This window comes from Catellatospora sp. KI3 (genome assembly GCF_029948125.1).
Classification (GTDB): domain Bacteria; phylum Actinomycetota; class Actinomycetes; order Mycobacteriales; family Micromonosporaceae; genus Catellatospora.
This window is the reverse complement of record NZ_JASAMB010000010.1, coordinates 247190-264469: the sequence shown is the minus strand read 5'-3', so window position 1 is coordinate 264469 and position 17280 is coordinate 247190. Positions and strand designations below refer to the sequence as shown.

General features: G+C 72.4%; 15 protein-coding genes and 1 pseudogene. 3 read left to right on the top strand and 13 right to left on the bottom strand.

The window, feature by feature from the left end; all coding sequences use genetic code 11:
* The first annotated feature begins 83 nt into the window (after window positions 1–83).
* Window positions 84–323, top strand: coding sequence for a hypothetical protein (locus QEZ54_RS18580; protein ID WP_217395582.1), 240 nt, complete (start codon window positions 84–86; stop codon window positions 321–323).
* Window positions 324–357: 34 nt separating this feature from the next.
* On the opposite strand, the gene QEZ54_RS18575 is transcribed toward QEZ54_RS18580, so the two are convergent.
* On the bottom strand, window positions 358–486 hold the full coding sequence (locus tag QEZ54_RS18575; protein ID WP_281305902.1) for a hypothetical protein: 129 nt from the start codon (window positions 484–486) through the stop codon (window positions 358–360).
* A 163-nt stretch (window positions 487–649) separates the two neighbouring features.
* Between QEZ54_RS18575 and QEZ54_RS18570 the strand changes: the two genes are divergently transcribed.
* Together QEZ54_RS18570 and QEZ54_RS18565 are read left to right on the top strand one after the other, a co-directional pair.
* Window positions 650–1927 carry a helix-turn-helix transcriptional regulator gene (locus QEZ54_RS18570; protein WP_281305901.1) on the top strand — a complete coding sequence of 426 codons (1278 nt, stop codon included), beginning with the start codon at window positions 650–652 and terminating at the stop codon, window positions 1925–1927.
* Window positions 1920–2384 (top strand): toll/interleukin-1 receptor domain-containing protein, encoded by a 465-nt coding sequence (locus QEZ54_RS18565; protein ID WP_281305900.1) that lies wholly within the window; start codon window positions 1920–1922, stop codon window positions 2382–2384. The genes QEZ54_RS18570 and QEZ54_RS18565 overlap by 8 nt, the downstream gene beginning before the upstream one ends.
* 73 nt (window positions 2385–2457) lie before the next feature.
* On the opposite strand, the gene QEZ54_RS18560 is transcribed toward QEZ54_RS18565, so the two are convergent.
* The 12 genes and pseudogenes from QEZ54_RS18560 to QEZ54_RS18505 form a co-directional block, all read right to left on the bottom strand.
* Window positions 2458–5619 (bottom strand): ATP-binding protein, encoded by a 3162-nt coding sequence (locus QEZ54_RS18560; protein WP_281305899.1) that lies wholly within the window; start codon window positions 5617–5619, stop codon window positions 2458–2460.
* Window positions 5616–6293, bottom strand: coding sequence for a hypothetical protein (locus QEZ54_RS18555; protein WP_281305898.1), 678 nt, complete (start codon window positions 6291–6293; stop codon window positions 5616–5618). The genes QEZ54_RS18560 and QEZ54_RS18555 overlap by 4 nt, the downstream gene beginning before the upstream one ends.
* Window positions 6294–6295: 2 nt before the next feature.
* The gene (locus tag QEZ54_RS18550) at window positions 6296–7330 is read right to left on the bottom strand and encodes a DUF559 domain-containing protein (protein ID WP_281305897.1); all 1035 of its coding nucleotides are present in this window, start codon (window positions 7328–7330) and stop codon (window positions 6296–6298) included.
* 248 nt (window positions 7331–7578) lie between these two features.
* Window positions 7579–7914 (bottom strand): annotated as a pseudogene (locus QEZ54_RS18545) (DUF3140 domain-containing protein); the annotation flags it as partial.
* Window positions 7904–8122, bottom strand: a complete 219-nt coding sequence (locus QEZ54_RS18540) for a DUF2945 domain-containing protein (RefSeq protein ID WP_281305895.1) — start codon at window positions 8120–8122, stop codon at window positions 7904–7906. The pseudogene QEZ54_RS18545 and the gene QEZ54_RS18540, both read right to left, overlap by 11 nt.
* A gap of 123 nt (window positions 8123–8245) precedes the next feature.
* Window positions 8246–9466 carry a pyridoxal-dependent decarboxylase gene (locus QEZ54_RS18535; RefSeq protein ID WP_281305894.1) on the bottom strand — a complete coding sequence of 407 codons (1221 nt, stop codon included), beginning with the start codon at window positions 9464–9466 and terminating at the stop codon, window positions 8246–8248.
* A complete protein-coding gene (locus tag QEZ54_RS18530) occupies window positions 9463–10266 on the bottom strand; it encodes a hypothetical protein (protein WP_281305893.1) in 804 nt (267 codons plus the stop codon). The genes QEZ54_RS18535 and QEZ54_RS18530 overlap by 4 nt, the downstream gene beginning before the upstream one ends.
* A 1-nt stretch (window position 10267) precedes the next feature.
* Window positions 10268–11719 (bottom strand): APC family permease, encoded by a 1452-nt coding sequence (locus QEZ54_RS18525; RefSeq protein ID WP_281305892.1) that lies wholly within the window; start codon window positions 11717–11719, stop codon window positions 10268–10270.
* Between the two features lie 451 nt (window positions 11720–12170).
* On the bottom strand, window positions 12171–13097 hold the full coding sequence (locus QEZ54_RS18520; RefSeq protein ID WP_281305891.1) for a hypothetical protein: 927 nt from the start codon (window positions 13095–13097) through the stop codon (window positions 12171–12173).
* 156 nt (window positions 13098–13253) lie between these two features.
* A complete protein-coding gene (locus QEZ54_RS18515) occupies window positions 13254–13607 on the bottom strand; it encodes a helix-turn-helix transcriptional regulator (protein ID WP_281305890.1) in 354 nt (117 codons plus the stop codon).
* A gap of 248 nt (window positions 13608–13855) precedes the next feature.
* A complete protein-coding gene (locus QEZ54_RS18510) occupies window positions 13856–15478 on the bottom strand; it encodes an ABC transporter (protein WP_281305889.1) in 1623 nt (540 codons plus the stop codon).
* Complete coding sequence (locus tag QEZ54_RS18505) at window positions 15475–17205, bottom strand: GTPase domain-containing protein (protein ID WP_281305888.1); 1731 nt, start codon at window positions 17203–17205, stop codon at window positions 15475–15477. The genes QEZ54_RS18510 and QEZ54_RS18505 overlap by 4 nt, the downstream gene beginning before the upstream one ends.
* Between the last annotated feature and the right edge of the window lie 75 nt (window positions 17206–17280).

Sequence of the window (17280 nt, the reverse complement as noted above, 5' to 3'; positions counted from 1 at the left end):
GGCATTGTCGGCATCCGGCCCTGCGCCCGGCGACGGGTGCCGACAATGAGGGGGAAGCGGTCGAGCGCACGAGGGGGCGGGCCATGGCGGCGGATGAGGCGGCCACGCGGGCGGAGCTGGCGGAGGTCGAGCGGCTGATCGCCGACCTGCGCCGCAGTGCCGAGGGCATCCACGAGGAGATCGGCAACCGCGACGACGGGCCGGGTGACCCCGGCGACGTCAGCGAGCTGTTCGCCGAGACCCAGGAGCAGGAGGCCCTCCTGGGCGAACTCGAACAGCGCCGCGACGACCTCCGCCACCGCCTCGACCCCCACGAACCGTGAGACTTCTTTGGTCTTGTGCGAGTACGGCAGTGAGTCAGTCCTGCTGCTGCGTGTTCGAGTTGCGCCGACGCCGCCTGCGGAAAAGGGCGATAGCTGCGGGGATGGCCAGGAGCATGGCGATTACGCTCGCAACACTTCCAGCCGCATTGATGATCTCGTACACGATGGGCCCCTTCAGGATGGAGGAGGTGCACTAAGCACGGAAGAATGATCAAGGGCAGCCCGCGCCTGGCTTGAGTATCGTTGCCCGTTGCCACAGCGTCAACACTAGGCAACGAAGTCCATCTCCGGCATACTCAGTTCCAAAGATCGGAGAGGGCGGGCAAATGGAGGGCGGCAACGCCGCGAGGCGATCGTTCGGCACCGAGCTCCGCCGACTCAGGCTCGAAGCCGGCATCAGCTTGAGCGAGCTAGCCAGGCGAGTTCACTACAGCAAGGGCTACCTGAGCAGAGTCGAAGCCGGTCAGAGGAGCCCAAGCGGGGATCTCGCACATAGCTGCGACGCCGCCCTGCAAACCAACGGCAGCCTGTCCGCGCTACTGGAGGCATCCCAACAGGAACCGGCCGGACAGCCATCAGCCGTCGTCACGGGGCAGCAACTTCCCGAGGCGCTTCCCACCTCGGCAACGACGACCATTGACGCGTATGGAGCGAGTGACTCTCTTCATGCTTTCCGTGAGATGCTCGACAATCTACGTCAACTCGGACAGACGCTCAGCCCTTCCTCCATCATCCCCATCTTGCACGCCCACATCGGAATCCTGCTGCAGATGTCCAGCAGAGTCGATCCAGCTTCTGCGCGGGACACCTTGCTGCTGACAGCTCGCTTCGCGGAGTTCCTGGGATGGATGGAGCAAGAGAGAGGCGACGATGCCGCAGCCCTGCGCTGGACTGACGAGGCGGTCAGGTGTGCACGCGCCGGCAACGACGTCGACATGATCGCCTATGCATTTGTGCGTCGGGCGAACATAGCGCTATACCAGCAAGACGCTTATGGAACCATCTCCTTTGCCCGAACCGCGCAGTCGATGGAATGCAGTCGCAGGGTGATGGGGCTGGCCGTCCAGCGTGAAGCCCAGGGGCACGCCCTCGCCCACGATTACTCATCCTTTCGCGACTGCATTTCCAGAGCAGCCGTACTGCTGAGCGGCGATAGCGATGACAGGTCGAACCTACCCGTCCTAGGGCCGACAAGGATTCCCAACTCTGTTGCGCTGGCCGAGGGCTGGTCGCTTCATGATCTTGGTCGCAGCCAGGAGGCCGTGCAAGTCTTGACCCCCTTGTTTGACTCCACTCCTAAAGGCGCCACGAGGGCACGCGCCCGGATCGGCGCCCGCCTGGCACTGGCGCTGGCCACGGTCCGAGAGATCGACGCGGCATATGAAGTTCTCAAACCGATTCTTGTACAGTTTCCCGAGATGGAGTCGGCAACCATCCGGGGAGATCTTCGCAGACTGACACGCGTTCTCAATCGGTGGAGCGGAGAAGCATCCGTCCAGCGTTTCCTGCCGGAACTGTCAGCCGCTTTGAATCCCGTTTCCAGTTTTGTGAGCATCCCAGCCGGACGCCCCGCGCAAACCATCGAAAGTTCGCACCATGCATGACGTTTTCATTTGCTACCGATCTGGCGATGACGCGTACGCAGCAGCCCTGCTCGACGATCGCCTGAGTGTCGCCTTCGGTTCGCATGCGGTCTTTAGGGCAAGCCGATCCATTCAGCCTGGCGAGAGCTACGCAGAACGCATCGGGCAAGCACTCAGCTCCTGCCGCACAGTTCTGGTGCTGATCGGGCCTACCTGGGTAGACAGGCTCGAGGGGCAGGACCCGAGCCGCACCGACTGGGTGAGGTCCGAGATATCGCGCGCCCTCGTGGCCACAGCTCGTGTGGTTCCGGTGCTACTGAGCCGTACCCCTCGGCTGGAACACGACCGCTTGCCTGATGATATCGCCGAGCTGGCCTACCTGCAGTACCTGCGTTTCGAGCACCGCAGCGTGGATCGTGACGTCGATCAGATCGTCGAGGTGATCGCAGCCGAACGCCAACCCATTCCAGTCCGATAGCCAACCGGCCCTGCGGCCCGATGGGCATCCGCGCAGTACGGATGCCCATCGAGTTCTTGCAGGTAGAAGGCGGTCAGGCGCGGCCGGTGCGGGCGCGGTCGACGACCTCCTCGGTGGTGAGGGGGCTCTTGGGGTGGTGGGTTAGGCAGAGGGGGGTGCGGACCTTGCGGAAGGCGAAGCCCTCGCCCGAGGCGTAGAACTCGCCGGTGCCCAGGCGCGAGATGTCCGGGACGTCGGCGCCCTTGGCGCGGGCCATCTCCCGCGCCGCGTCGATCTGCACCGGCGCGTTGAGCAGCCCGAAGAACTGCGTCGCCGCGTTGCCGGGGATCTGGTTGTGCAGCCCCTTGGGCGCCTGGGTCGCGAAGACCAGGCCCAGGCCGTACTTGCGGGCCTGCGACACCAGCGCCAGCGTGCTCTGCGTACAGGGGGTCGCCCCGCCCGACGGCGCCAGCGTCTGCGCCTCGTCCATCACCAGCAGACCGCCCAGCGGCCGGTCGCCGGCCGGGTGCCGCTTGATCCAGGCGAACAGCGCCATCTGCAACTGGTTGACGAAGCCCTGCCGCTGCTCGTCGGAGGTGAGGCCGACGAAGCTGATCACCGACACCCGGGCGCGCCGCCCCGGCGACGGCGTCAGCAGCACCCCTGGGTCGGCGGCGACGCCCTCGCCGCCGAACAGCGGATCGTTGACCGTGGCGGCGGTCAGGTTCTGCGACATCTCGAAGGCGAGCTTCTCCGCCTCCTCCAGCCGGCTGACCCCTTCGGGCAGCGCCGACAGCATGCCGATGAACGGGTGCAGCCCCCGGCCGCCCTGCACCGCGAACGAGCGGACGGCCTCCTTCAGCACCGCCTGGCTGCGGATCGACTTGGCGGTGGCACCGTCGGCCTTGGCCCGGGGGGCGAGGCTGGCCACGGCCGAGTCGACGGCGGCCCGGAACTCGTCGGCGTCCTCGCGTACCTCCTGGAAGTCCGGCAGCGGCTGGAACGTCAGCGGCCGACCGGCCTCCCAGCGCGGCGTCCACACCACGACCTCGACCGAGTCGTGGTAGGCCGCCGCCCTGGCCGCGTCCCCGTCGCGCCAGCCCGACGGCGGCTGCGGCCACGCGTCGCCGAGGCGGGACAGGTCGTTGTTGGGGTCGAGCACGATCGTGGAGACGCCCTGCAGCGCGCACTCCTCGATCAGGCGCCGGATCAGCACCGTCTTGCCCGAACCCGAGCCCGCGAAGATCACGGTGTGCTTGCGCAGCCACTCCAGCTGCAGCCGCAGCGGGCTGCCGTCTTCGAACCCGTGCCCGAGCACGATCTCGGTGCCGGGCTCGCCCGCGACGTCCGGCGCCGCCACCGTTTCGACCGGCGTCTCGGCCTCGGCCGCCACCGTCTGCTCGGCCTCGGCGGCCGCCTGCTCGGCCTGGGCCAGTTCGGCGCCCACCTCGCCGAGCACGGTACGCAGCAGCATGGTGCGCCCGGCCGGGCGCTGCGAGACCAGCCAGGTGGACAGGCCCGCGTCCCGCTCGGCGAGCAGCTGCCGCAGCGCCGCGAAGGTGCGCAGGTCGTCCTCGTTCATCCGCAGCCAGGTGCCGCCGTCCTCGGTGAACGCCCGCATCGCCTCCCGGGTCTTCGCACCCTTGCTCCAGTCGGCGTCGCGCAGCAGGAACAGCTTGCGCTTGGTGATGCCGCGGCTGAGCCCCGCACTGGTACGCGCCGCGTGGATGCGCGCCAGCGCGGCGATGGGCTGCTCGGACGAGATCGCGCGGAACGACCAGTGCTGCTCGTCCTCGACCTTCTCGTCCAGGATCCGGCGCAGCCGGGCGTGCAGGGCCACCTTCCCGCCCTGCGGCGGATCGAGCTTGAACTGCTCCCCGTACGCCCCCTGCTCCTCGATCCAAGCCGTCAGCCCGGCCGTGAGCAGCTCGTACACCACCTGGTCCTCGGTGGCGGGGCGCAGCGCGCCGGAGATGTCAGCGCCCCGTTTGAGCTGCTCGAACCGCTCCTGCAGCGCACCGTCCTGGACCGGCCGCGGCGGCAGGTCCTGCGGCGGCGGGTCGCCGTCACCGAGCAGGCTCTCCAGCTCGCGTACGACGCCCCGGCGCAGGCAGGACTGGACGTGGTCGTTGATCGTGTTGATCAGACGCCGCGGCGTCATCACCGTGGCGTGGGCGAACACCTCGGGGCGTACGGGCCAGGAGGGGTACTCGGGCACGTACCCGATCTCGCCGAACCGCACCGCGAACCGCTTCTCGACGATGTCCTGCGCGATGTCGGCACTGGCGATGCCCTTGAGCGTCACCACCTCCCGGAACCGGTCCGCCACCGACTTGGTGGCCTGGGTCCGGATCAGCGTCCACGTCGAGGGCAGGCACGACAGCACGGTCAGCGTCCGGCGCGTGCTCTGCCGCAGCGCCATCAGCCCGTCCGCGATGCGGTTGACCAGCATGACCTGGTCCTGGCTCTCGTCGGCGGCGCTGTCGCCGGCGGTGCTCGTCACCGCCTGGGCGATCAGCGTGTCGAGCTGGTCCACCGCGACCACCGACGGCCCGGTCAGCGCGAGCAACTGGGAGATCTCCTGGACCACGAGTTGCGGCAGCTTCGGATCCGGGTGGATGCCCCACGCGTGCCGCTCGCCCTGCTCCAGCTCCTCCATCGACTGCAGGTAGGCGTAGCCGACGTCCTGCGCGGCCGGGTCCCCGGCCGCGAGCAGCACCAGGGCCCGCGCCGTGTGGTGGCAGGCCATGCCCACCTGCTGGTTGTGGCGGCGCAGCGCGCTGACGAACTCGTCCACGTGGCCGCGCTCCAGCAGGCCGTTGCCGGCGACGGCCGCGCGCGCCTGCTCGCCCACCCCGGCCAGGCCGCAGATCCGGTCCAGGAACACCGACAGCTGGCTGCGCTGCTCCAGGTGCGGCCGGTAGAGGCCGTCCAGGAAGGCCAGCGCGGTGCTCTTCCAGAAGTGGCCCCCGTCGAGCAGGCCGACCAGGAAGAAGTAGCCGCCCTTGGCCTGCGTCCGCTCGCGCACCCAGCCGAGCAGGTGGGTCTTGCCCGACCCGGCCTGCCCCTGCATGGCCACCCCCATCGGGCTGCCGTCCGCGCTGCGCTCGGCGTCGTGCAGGCCGTCCAGGATGTACTGGGCGACCTCGCCGTGCAGCGCCTCGACGTGGAAGGGCGAGCTGCGCCAGACGTCGTCGGGGACCGGGGCGACGTCGAACCTCAGCGCGGACAGCGCCCGGCGCTCGTCGTCGTTCATGCGGCCTCGATCGAGAGCAGGTGCTTGTCCTCACCGCCGATGTGGATAGCGGCGGCGCGGTCCTCCGCGCTCATGTTCTTCTGGTTCTCCTCCGGAACCAGCACCACGTCCCGGTGCACGGCCATCGTCATCAGCGCCTGGTCGACCGCGCCCCGGTCGACGTCGGCCAGGGCCGCGCGCAGGTCGGCCAGGCTGACCCAGCCCTGCGGCGCGGTGGCGAGCTTCGCGTACGCGGTGCGGATGCGCTGCTCGACGTCCACCTTCTTCCCGCCCGCCCGCGGCTTGGCGGCGGCCTTCTCCGGCTTGGGCGCCTCGACCGGGGCCGGGCTGGCGGTGAACAGCTCCGGCAGGCTCAGCTCGGACCGCTTGACGTAGCGGTCGAGTGCGCCGAACAGCGCGTGCAGGGCGGGGACGGCGGGGCCGGTGCCCTTGACGTACTCGGCGGTCAGCTCTTCCCGGCACCGCGCCCAGCCCTCGTCGGTCAGCTCGTGCGCGAGGCCTCGGCCGACCTTGCGGCGGGTGGCGAGCTTCGCCTCGACCAGCGCGCGGCTGTCCTCGCCGGTCAGCGAGATGCCGTAGCGCTCGGTCAGCTCGCTGTTGGTGACCTCCCGGGCCTCGGCCATCAGCAGCGTGAGGAAGGCCTTCTGCGAGGGCTTGAGGGTCTTGCCTGCCATCTTCACTCCTTGTGCGCGTCGTTGCGTTTGTTCCGGATGTACCGTTCCAGCTGGGACAGGACCTGATCCAGCTCGGTCAGGACCTGGTTGTTGGTGAAGCGCAGCACCGCGAAGCCGTCGAGCTGCAGCAGCACGTCCCGGCGGCGGTCGTTCTCGAACTTGCGCGGCCCCCGGTGCTCCGGGCCGTCGATCTCCACCGCGCACCGCTCGGCCCGCCACTGCAGGTCGATGATGTAGTGCGGGTACGCCTCGAACCTGCGGTTCCAGATCCGCCCGACCGCCCAGGCCGCCTTCGCCAGGGCCGCCTCCAGCGCCTTCTCGGCGGTGCTGTTCGGATCCGGCCGCCCCTCCACCGGCGGGTACGTCACGGCGCCCGCGGGCGCCACCGGAGCCGGTGCCGCCGGGGTCTGCGCGACCACCTCGGCGACGTGTTCGGGCAGCGGGAAGCGGACCGTCTCGATCCGCTCCGCCGCGGGCAGTGGCGCGCCGGTGAGCCATACGCCGAAGCCGCCGTGGGCGGCCAGCCACTCGCAGGCGGCGCCGAGCACCCGCTGCGCGGGCTGGTCCAGGTCGGCGGGCACCTCCACGACGATCGCGGCCCCGCCGCGGCCGTAGCTGGCGGCCAGCACCTTGGCCAGTTCGGCCGCGCGCACCTCGGGCGCGAACCGGGTCGTGCCGGGGCCGCCGCCGCGCAGTGCCCGTTCGGCGAGCTCGGCCAGGAACGGGCCGAAGTGGCCGGTGGTGGCGGCGAGCTCCACGGCCAGGGCGCGTACGGCGGCGAGCGCGGCTCCGGCGGGGCCGTCGAGCGGTTCGGCGGCGGGCAGCCAGGCGGGGAAGAGCTGGACGGCGACGCGGTCGAGTTCGGCGAGCACGGCGCCGACCTGCTCGGCGGTGGTGCGGGCGGGCCTCGGGTGGTAGACGACCACGGCCGGAGCGGCTGCGGGCAGGGGCCGCAGCGACAGCTCGACGGCGTCGAGGGCTGCGTCGCGCAGGCGGATGACCCGCCCCAGCGGCAGGTCTGCCCAACTCTGCGCCATCAGTTGACTCCCGTACGCGACGACGCACGCGAGTCTGCTCGTGTTCCCCGTGGCCCGCAACCGGATGTTCGGCCGCTTGGCCCGCCAGGGGGACGTGAACTTCACCGGATCGGACTACTCCGGCTTTTGGTCCAATGTGGTTGCGTCCGTGCCCGTTGATCGTTCAAGTTGCCCGGCAATCGGGGGAAAAGGTGGTCGAGATACGCCCGACCGCCCGGCAACTTGCGCGATCTCGGCGGGGCGGGTCAGGACTTCAGCGGGTCGTGGCCCCAGTTCATGAGGGAGAAGCGCCACGGGGTGTCGGCGATGTCGCCCTTCGGGCGCTGGGCCAGGTGGCGGTGGACGTAGCCGACGACTTTGCGCATGTGGGCCAGGTCGTCGTCGGTCAGGTCGTCCTTGCGCCGGCGCAGCAGCTCGACGATGCGTCGGCCGGAGGCGTGCCCGGTGGACTCCCCGCCGCCGCCCTTCTTCTGGCCGACTTCGCGGGAGTCGTCGCCGTGCAGCCACCGGTCCAGCTCGCCCGCGGTCATGTTGACGGCGTCGGCGAACTCGCGGCGGACGTCGTCGCGCTGGTCAGCCTTCATGCTTCAGCGCTCCGGGCTTGTGTACCGCGTCGCGGCCGGACCTGTCGCTGCGTACCCGGTACTGCGGGTCGTCGGGTGCGGCGTCGACGGTGCGGCCCGCGGTCCGGGTGCGCCTGGTGATCTTCTCCTCGACGGTGCCGTGGACGGTCTCGCCGTGCGACCGCCAGGTCACCTTGTCGCCTTTGCGAAGTTTCTTACCATCGGCCATGCCGAGCATTACCCGGGCAGATGACCAGCCGAAACCCGCTCCGAGGGGCGGGGCGAACTCACTCGCCCCGCCCCGTCTCGGCGTACGGCGGCTGCTGCGGACCGGACCGGCCTCCGGCGCGCCTCACACCGCCGGACTGAGCACGGCCGTCGTGGCGTCCGCCGCGCGGGACCGCAGCAGCCGCCGCCGACCCGGGCCGTGGCCGAGGGTGGTGAGGAACTCGTCGATCTGCCCGACGGTCACGCCGGGCATGCAGATGACGTGCGACAGGCGCCCGTCGTCGGCCAGCACCCACCGGCCCAGCCGCCCCGACGGCGGGCTGGGCAGGGTGACCGTGAACGCGTGCGGGTTGCGGTGCGCGTCCCAGCCCAGACGGCACAGCCCCTGGTGGGTGTAGTCGGCCAGCCGCCGCGACGCCTCGGCCCGCTCGCGCAGCCCGTCGAAGCCGACCCGGTTGAGCACCGTCCACAGGATCAGCGGCGTGTGCCCGGAGCGGGAACCGGTGATCGTGGTGTCCGCGCTGCCGGTGTACGACACCCGCGTGTCCGCGTTGCGGTAGGGCGACTGCGCGTACACCAGCACCCCGCAGGGCATCAGCGTGGACAGGAACTTGTGCCCGGACACGACCATCGACGTCGCCCCGGCGGCGAAGTCGAACGCCGGCCGCTGGTCCTCGGGCAGCAGCGCCAGCGGCACCCCCGACAGCGCCGCGTCCACGTGGATGCGCCGCCGGATGATGGCCAGGTCGTCGCAGACCTCCCGGATCGCGGCGACGTCGTCGATCGCCTCGGTCATGGTGGTGCCCGCGGTCGCCACGATCATGGCGGGGCGCTCGCGGCGCCGGGCCAGCTCCCCGGCCAGGTCGGCGACGTCCATCCGGCCGGTGACGTCGGTGCGCACGATGACCAGCTGCAGCTTGAGCTTGCGGGCGGCCTTGGCGACCGAGTAGTGCGCCGCCGCCGAGGTGTAGACGACGATGTCGGGGTACCGCTGCCAGGCCTCGTCCAGGGCGTGCTCGGTGCCCTCGCTGGCGCCGCCGGTGACGTACCCCCAGCAGTCGCGCGGGGCCCGCAGCAGGCCGCCGATGGTCGTGACGACCTCGCGCTCCAGCTCCTTGGTGTGGTTGACGCCGTGCCCCGGGTCGCCCCAGGCGTCGCCCACGTTGTTGAGCAGGTGGCCGGTCATCAGCTCGGCCAGTTCGGGGAAGACCAGGTCCACGGCGCCGGGGAAGCCGATGTCGTAGTGCCGGGAGTGGGCGAGGCGGGCGGTCAGGTCCCGCAGGGTGGCCGCGACCGACAGCGGCGGCGCCGTCGGTCGCAGCGGTGTGACCGGGATGGCCGTCACCCGGCCCTCCTGCGGCCCCGGGCCTGCGCGGCCGCGATGCGCTGGTTGTCGGCCCAGGCCAGGGTGGTCGACAGCTCGTTCATCCAGCGCACGATCTGGCCGTGGTAGTCGTCGGCGATCAGGTTGTCCAGGGCGACCGGGCTCCACTGCATCAGGTGGTGCCCGGGGGCGACCTCGAGGCTGTGCGTGGAGTGCACCTGGAAGGTGTTGAACTCGGCCAGGCCGCGCCGCTCCCCCACCATCACGCTGCCGTCGGTCATCACCACGCGGATGCTGCCCGGCACGTCGGAGTCCCGGTTGACCTGCGAGCGGACCTGGTCCCAGGTACCGGTGTGGGTGTCCAGGCTGCTGACGCCCAGTCCGGCGTAGACGGCCTTGTCGGTCATCGTGTCGTCGCGCCGGTTGGCCAGCGCGAAGCGCACGTCGTAGGGCGGGCGCTGCGCGGCGATGGTCTGGTTGAGCTCGAACAGCAGCCGGGGCAGGTTGCTGACCTCCGGCCCGGCCAGCCAGATCTTCGTCGACGCGGTGAGCAGCTGCCGGTCCCGGCGGAAGGGGTCGGCCTGCTTGTACAGGAACGCCAGCGCGTACGGCGACAGCGGGTCCGAGCGGCGCTTCTCCCACGCGTGCCGGGCGTGCAGGACGTTCATCTTGCGCAGCCGCTGCGCGGCCTGGTGGCGCAGGTCGGCCATCTGGGCCAGGTCCAGCATGGACGCCTCGCCGATAGGGTCGGGCTGCTCGTCCATGCCCTGCGGTCGGTTGCCGGTGCCGGGCTGCGACTGCCCGTATGCGGTCGGTCCCATGTCACAGCTCCAGGGGTTCGAGGCGGTGGTCGCCGACGGTGAGCGGGTTCGGCGTGCCCCGCCCGATCTGCTGGTAGACGCCCGGACGGCTGCGGCGCATGCCGCCGCCCCAGGCCAGGCCGATCACGCCGGCGCCGGCGATGAGCACGGGGATGATCCACGGCCAGCGTGAGCCCTCTGACACGCCCAGCAGCGCGCCCAGGTTGGACAGCATGAACACGATGACGAGGAAGCCGGTCACCGCGCCGAGCGTCGGGGCGACGGTGCGCACCAGGACGGACTCGCGCGAGCCGCCGCCGCGGGCGAAGTAGGCCCGCGCCGACAGCGCCGACAGCACCAGCAGCACCAGCACCGACATACCGCCGATGGTGGACAGCCAGGTGAACATGATGGCCATCGGGTCGGCGCCGACCAGGACGAACGCGGTCACCACGACCGCGGCCACGACCGACTGCACGGCCGAGCCGGCCAGCGGCGCGCCGCCGCGTACGCCGCCGCTGAGCTTGGCCAGCGCGGGCGGCAGCACCCCCTCGCGGGCCAGCGCGAAGACGTAGCGGGCCACGGTGGCGTGGAACGCCGACATGGCGGCGATGACGCTGGTGACCAGCAGGACGGTCGCGACGGTGATGATGCCGGGGCCGTAGACGGTGCCCAGCACGCCCAGCGGGCCCTGGTCGGGGTCGCGGGCGGCGTCGGCGACGTGGTCCGGGCCGACGGCCACGGCGAACGCCCAGGCCGACACGGCGTAGAACAGGCCGAGGAAAGCCACCGTGGCGGCCATGGCCCGGCCCACCGCGCCGTCGGCGCGGGCCTCCTCACCGAAGGCGGGTCCGGTCTCGCCGCCCACGAAGGCGGCCATCGCGAACGCGAGCACGCCACCGATGCCGGGCACGGCCAGCTGCGAGGGCGACCAGGGCGTCATGTCCAGGCCCTCGGCCGGGTTGGCCAGCGCGGCGAGGTCGAACAGGACGATGATGGCGAGCTCGACCGTGAGCAGGGTGCCGAGCAGTTTGGCGTTGGTGACGCCGCGCAGTTGGCCCAGCACCGCGACGATGGCCCAGATGACCGCGGCCCACACCCACCAGGGGCCGCCGACCAGGCCGGACAGCGTGACGGCGCACAGGCCGTACAGGCTGATCTGGATGGCGTTGTAGCCCAGGAGCGCGATGACCGCGCCGGCGACCCCCACCGACGGGTTCAGACCGCGCGCGAGCAGCGCGTAGAACGGTGCCGCGTGCGGCACGTGCCGGGCCATGGCGACGTAGCCGACGGCCAGCAGCCCGACCACGACTCCGATCACCACGAACGACAGCGGCACCGCGACCACGCCGGTGAGGGCGTACATCGCCACGACACCACCGACGAGCACGGTCAGCGGCGAGGACGCCCCGACCGCGAAGACCCACAGCGAGCCGGCGCCCAGCGTCCGGCGTGCCAGTGCGCGCCCCGTCATCGCACCCCCCGGGCCTGTCGTGCCCGGTGCGACGTGGTGCCGCCTCTGACCTTGCCGATTCCGCGCATAGCGGTCCGCCTCCCCAACGTTCTGTCGACCCCACACCCGAGCCAGGTCTCACCCACCGTCGGGCGACGCTGCCCGCGACTGGTGGATGCCTGCCCGCCCCGCAGGCATTTCGATGAAGCGAGCCGACTGTAATCGCTGGGGCACCAGACTGTCATGGGGGTCTAACGTGGACCCCCCATACTGGACAGTCCTCTCAGGACACCATACGGAAACATGCGCAATGCTGCTTCCACCCGCCCGGAGCAGCGGAATGATCGTCGTGGCGGGGCGCGGTCCGACAGGGTCGCGGCGTCCTGCGGCCGAGTGGATTTCACCTGACGCGCGCAGGCCCGCCCCGGACCCGCGCGGTGGCGGGCGGAGCGGGCCTGTCGGGAGGCGGCGGTCAGGCGCCGGGTCGGTTGCGTACGGTGCGCAGCCAGCCGTAGGCGGTGTGCTTGGGGACGTTGTAGTGGTCGGCGATGGCCGGCCCGTTGTCGCCGGTCTGGCGCATCACCGACTCGAAGTCGTCGGGCACCCGGCGGTACACCCGCGCCGAGGTCTTCACCGCACCGCGCTTGGCCGCCTTGCCGGCGGCCGCCTTGGCCGCCGTGGTCTTGCGCGCGCCCGCCTTGGCCGGGGCCGCCTTCGCGGCGGCCTTCGTCACGGTCGCGTTCGCGGGTACGGCCTTCGTGGCGGTCGCCTTCGCCGGTGCGGCCTTGGCCGCAGCCGCCGGTGCGGCCTTCTCCACCGGCTTGAGCTGCGGCACGGGCTCCGCCGGAGCGGAGAACACCGGCATCAGGACACCGCCGTCGGCGGCCGCCGCCGCGATCTTCGGCTCGGCAGCGGGCGTGACGGGCCGGGGCGCCGACGCCGGCGCGGCCGGAGCGCTCTTGGGCACGGCGGCGGCCGCGCTCCTGCCCGCCACCGGACGCTGGACCGGAACGGGCTTGGCGGGCGCCTTCTTCGCGGGCGCCGCGGCCGTGACCGTGCGGACGGGGGCCGCGGGGCGCGCCGGTGCCGCGCCGGGCGCGGCCACCGGGGCGGCGGCCCTGGCTACGCCCACCAGACCGGCCGCACCGTCGCGACCGGACGCAAGCGCGGCGGGCTTCGCGGCCGCGGGAGGCAGCGGGGCGCCGGTCGCGGCCGTCACCGCCCGCACCAGCTGGTTGAGGTCGAGCACCGGCAGCCCGCCCGGGGTCAGCCCCCCGTCGGCGCCGGCGCGCAGCAGCAGCTCGGTGACGACGGCCGAGCTGTCGCTCACCTCTACACGCAGCGTAGTCGTGGCGATGGCTGGATCGTCGGGCGTGATGGTGACGGTGTACGACGTCATCGGTGTGGCCTCCTTACCTGTAAAGCCACTGCGCACGTCCCCGTTTCTGTCGCATCGGCCCCAGTCTGCTGTGCAGAGAAAGCTACGGCAAAGCGCGTGTCACGCCAAGCCGCAGAAGGCGGCGATATCGTCACAGTCGGTAATTCGAGCGGTGTCTCAGTGCTGGTGCTGGCGTTGGCCGAGCCCCATCATGTCCCGTGGAATACACAATCCTTCGGCGATGCGGACAAGCACGTCGTAGTGCTGGACGGTGCGTTTGCCACCGCACACCGCACGCACCGAGTGCTCCTGCATGCCGGTGGCCCGGCTGAGCGCGTTGACGCTCATCCCGCGCGCCCGCAGGAAGTTGAACAGCTTGCCGATGTCGCGGCGGGCCAGCGCGTCACGGAGCGGCTCGCCGTCACTGTCGGCCACCGAAGTCCAGCACCACGACTGTCCGGCCGCGTCCTGCGGCTGCGGTCCCGCGACCAGGGACACGCCCTGCCTGCCCGACTCCACCACCGAGAGCATCGTCCCCACCTCTTTTCCGCCTGGCGGCACACGGACCGGACCCCACAGGTCGCCCCCACCGCCTCAGGCTCGCCGCCGGCCAGCCGCGAACCTCGATCCATTTAGGGGGATAGCGACGGCGATGTCCAGGGGTCGATGCATAGAAATTGATGCGGACGCATCACACCCCGCAGGGGTTGACGCGGGGCCGCCAGCAGGAATTCGACTCAGCCGAGCACCCGGTCCGCCCCGGCGGCGGCCGCGGCGGTTCAGCGCCCTGCCTGCGTCAGCGCCTGCCTGGCCTGGGCGTACGCGTCCAGCACCCGCTGCGCGGGGGCCAGCACCTGCTCCCGGGCGACCCGCTCCACATTGGCGCGCAGCCGCGCGGCGGCCCGCTTGCGCCGGCGTACCGCGGCCAGCCGCACCACCGGCCGTACCAGCAGCGACAGCAGCAGCCCGGCCAGCAGGCCGCCCGCCAGCAGTGCCGTCGGTGTCGGCACCTGCCAGCCCTGCACCGCGACCTGCGGCAGCGGCAGCTGGGGAAGCGCCAGGGCGAACATGGCCCAGCGCACGCCCAGCCAGACCAGCCCGGCCAGCGCCACCAGCGCGAAAATCCACTGCAGCAGGTTGATCACCCGCCACCAGGCCCGGGGCCGGGCCACGCCCAGGTCGGTGCTCGCCACCGCCCGGTCCAGCGCGTCGGGCAGCCCGTCGGCCCCGGAGCGTACGGCCGCGAGCAGGCTGTCGCGCCAGGGCGCCGGCAGGTCCGCCCCGGCGCGTCCGGCGGTGTCGCGCAGGGTCAGCGCCACCGCCGCCTTCTCGGCGGGCGCGGCGGGGCTGATCGAGGTGGCGCCGACCGAGCCCGCCATGCCGGGCGGGGTGTCCCCGGCGGGACCGCCCAGGTGCAGGCGGATCAGCGGGTCGGGGCGCAGCCGGCGGACCCAGCGCAGCGGCGGCCAGCCGGTGCGCTTGCGGGCGCGGTGCACGTACGCCCGCTCGGTGGCGTCGGCGACCAGCGGCACGCCCGCCGCCCGCGCCAGCGCGTCGGTCAGTGGCCGCAGCACCTGCTTGCCCAGCGCATCCTTCGGCAGGTCCGCGGCGACCAGCGGGCCGAGGTCGGCGACGGCGTCGTCCACATCGGCGGCCAGCCGCCGCTGCGCCGCCTGCCGGGCCGCGACCGCCGCGCCGACCGTGTCGGCCAGCGCGGACAGCCCCGGCGGGCCGACGGTGGAACTGGTCAGCACGGGCACGTCGGCCAGGCCGTCGTCGGCGAGCAGGCGGCGCAGGTCCAGCAGGCACACCTGCAGGTCGTCGGCGGACAGCAGGTCGACCTGGTTGAGGTCGACGACGGTGATCTCGCGGTGGCGGTGGAACCGGGCCAGGTAGCCGTGGTGGACGACGCGGTCGGCGTACTTCTGCGGGTGCAGCACCCACACGATCTGGTCGACGACCTTCAGCAGCCGGTCGACCTCGGCCCGGTGCGCGTCGTGCACCGAGTCGAAGTCGGGCAGGTCCAGCAGCACCAGGCCGGACAGGTCCGGGTCGGTGCCGCCGGGCCGGGCGAAGCGCTTGCCCACGCCGAGCCAGTCGAGCAGGTCGTCGGCGGGCTGGTCGCCCCAGACGCAGGCGTGCGCCTGGCCGGTGGTGGGGCGGCGCAGGCCCGCCTGCGACAGCGTCAGCCCGGCCAGGGCGTTGAAGATGCTGGACTTGCCGGTGCCGGTCGCCCCGGCCAGCGCCACCACGGTGTGCGCCCGCGACAGCGCCAGCCGCTCGTCGGCCTTGACGGCCAGGGCCCGCGCGGCGGCCAGCTCGGACTCCGGCAGGTACGGCTGCGCGGCGGTGGTGAACCGGCGCAGCGCCTCGATGCGGTCGTACACGGTGGACGCGGTCATGCCGCCCCGCCCGGGACCGGGTCGGCCTGCCGGGCCGCGCGCACCGCCGAGGCCGCGGCGCGCAGCCGCTGCCCCGCGTCCGGGTCGACGCCGACCGCGGCGAGCACCGCGTGGAACCGCCGCGCCTCCTCGCCGTAGAGGGTGCGCACCCGGGCCAGCAGGTCCTGGCGGGCCTGCTCGGCCAGCCGCCGCACCGCCTGGTCGCCGAAGACCGCCTCCAGCACCTTCTGCGCGGCGATGGTGGTGCCGCCCGCGACCGCGATCTCGGCCCCGGTCGGGATGAACGCGGTGGCCGCGAACGTGGCGACCATCAGGCACAGCCCGAGCGCGTTCACCGCGTACGCGCTGGCCTTGGCCGCGAACAGGCGGTTGCCGGACTCGGTGCGCACCAGCTCCAGCACGCCGCGCTGCCAGTCACGCACCAGCCGGTCGGCGCGGTCGGGCAGGTCCGGCGACGGCGCGGCCAGCTCCGGACCGCCCGGGGCGGCCAGCACCGCCGCGCCCGCCGGGCGGGTGCGCCACGCGGTGACCGCCTGCTCGGCGGCGTCGGCGGCCGTACCGTGCAGGAACGTCACCAGGCCCGACTCCAGCGCCGTCTTGAGCTGCTCGTCGGGCATCGGCTTGCCGGAGACCGCCGCGACGATCCGGTCGCGCCAGCGGCCCACCCTCGCCTGCAGCCCGCGCATGAACTCGCCCGTGCCGACCAGCTCCTGCCACCGGGTCAGCACCTCGCCCCGGAACAGCACCCCGTCGCGCAGCCCGTGGTCGACGGTCAGCTCCGCGTCCCGGTACGCCCGCTCGGCGGCCTCCCGGAGCTCGCCGACCGCCGCGGCCTGACCGTCGGCGCCGGCGGCCAGCCGGTCGGTGGCGGGGACCAGCGCGGCCACCGCCCCGTCGACGGTCTGCCGGATCACCCGGGCCCGCTCGGCCGCCGAGCGGGCCAGCTGGTCCAGCCAGTCGCGCAGCGGCGCGACCGCCTCCGGCGGCAGCAGGCCCTGCTCGTCCAGGCGGCGCTCGGCCACCACGTACAGGCCGATCTCGCCCAGGCCGTGCTCGGCCAGCATCTCCCGCAGGTGCGGCACGACCTCGTCGTCGGCGCCGGACGGCACTCGGTTGAGCACCACCGCCACGGCGGTGCCCCGCTCGCGGGCGGTGGTCAGCAGCTCCCACGGCACCGCGTCGGCGTAGCGGACCGCGGTCGTGACGAACAGCCACAGGTCCGCGGCGGCCAGCAGCTGCTCGGCCAGCGCCCGGTTGGCCTCCTCGACCGAGTCGATGTCCGGGGCGTCCAGCAGCGCCAGGCCCGGGGTCAACGCGGCCGACGTGACGATCACCAGGTCGGTGCCGGGTCCGCCGGGGGTATGGGTACGCCCCAGGCGCGGCAGCAGCTGCGCCTGCCCGAACCAGGTCGCGTCGCCCGGATGGCACACCAGCACCGGGGCCCGGGTCGTCGGGCGGCGCGCCCCGGCCACGCTCACCGGCGCCTGCACCAGGCTGTTGACCAGCGTCGACTTGCCCGCCCCGGTGGAACCGCCGGCCACCGCCAGCAGCGGCGCGTCCAGCCGGGCCAGGCGCGGGATCAGGTAGTCGTCGAGCTGCCCCACGCTCGCCCTGGCCAGAGCCGCGTCGGTGGCGGCGTCAGGCAGCGGCAGCGGGTACGCGACCCCGGCCAGCTCGTCGCGCAGGCGCACCAGCGACGCCGCCAGCCCTGCTCCCGCCTCGCTCATGGGTCCAGCATGCCCAATCCGGGCCCGTTCCATTCACCCAACATGCGAAACCCGCCCCGTCCCGGGTGGGACGAG

What these genes read in the sequence shown, in the direction of transcription:
- QEZ54_RS18580 (WP_217395582.1), top strand. Translation starts at nt 84, where the DNA reads ATGGCGGCGGATGAGGCGGCCACGCGGGCGGAGCTGGCGGAGGTCGAG.
- QEZ54_RS18570 (WP_281305901.1), top strand. Translation starts at nt 650, where the DNA reads ATGGAGGGCGGCAACGCCGCGAGGCGATCGTTCGGCACCGAGCTCCGC.
- QEZ54_RS18565 (WP_281305900.1), top strand. Translation starts at nt 1,920, where the DNA reads ATGCATGACGTTTTCATTTGCTACCGATCTGGCGATGACGCGTACGCA.
- QEZ54_RS18560 (WP_281305899.1), bottom strand. Translation starts at nt 5,619, where the DNA reads ATGAACGACGACGAGCGCCGGGCGCTGTCCGCGCTGAGGTTCGACGTC.
- QEZ54_RS18555 (WP_281305898.1), bottom strand. Translation starts at nt 6,293, where the DNA reads ATGGCAGGCAAGACCCTCAAGCCCTCGCAGAAGGCCTTCCTCACGCTG.
- QEZ54_RS18550 (WP_281305897.1), bottom strand. Translation starts at nt 7,330, where the DNA reads ATGGCGCAGAGTTGGGCAGACCTGCCGCTGGGGCGGGTCATCCGCCTG.
- QEZ54_RS18540 (WP_281305895.1), bottom strand. Translation starts at nt 8,122, where the DNA reads ATGGCCGATGGTAAGAAACTTCGCAAAGGCGACAAGGTGACCTGGCGG.
- QEZ54_RS18530 (WP_281305893.1), bottom strand. Translation starts at nt 10,266, where the DNA reads ATGGGACCGACCGCATACGGGCAGTCGCAGCCCGGCACCGGCAACCGA.
- QEZ54_RS18525 (WP_281305892.1), bottom strand. Translation starts at nt 11,719, where the DNA reads ATGACGGGGCGCGCACTGGCACGCCGGACGCTGGGCGCCGGCTCGCTG.
- QEZ54_RS18520 (WP_281305891.1), bottom strand. Translation starts at nt 13,097, where the DNA reads ATGACGTCGTACACCGTCACCATCACGCCCGACGATCCAGCCATCGCC.
- QEZ54_RS18515 (WP_281305890.1), bottom strand. Translation starts at nt 13,607, where the DNA reads ATGCTCTCGGTGGTGGAGTCGGGCAGGCAGGGCGTGTCCCTGGTCGCG.
- QEZ54_RS18510 (WP_281305889.1), bottom strand. Translation starts at nt 15,478, where the DNA reads ATGACCGCGTCCACCGTGTACGACCGCATCGAGGCGCTGCGCCGGTTC.
- QEZ54_RS18505 (WP_281305888.1), bottom strand. Translation starts at nt 17,205, where the DNA reads ATGAGCGAGGCGGGAGCAGGGCTGGCGGCGTCGCTGGTGCGCCTGCGC.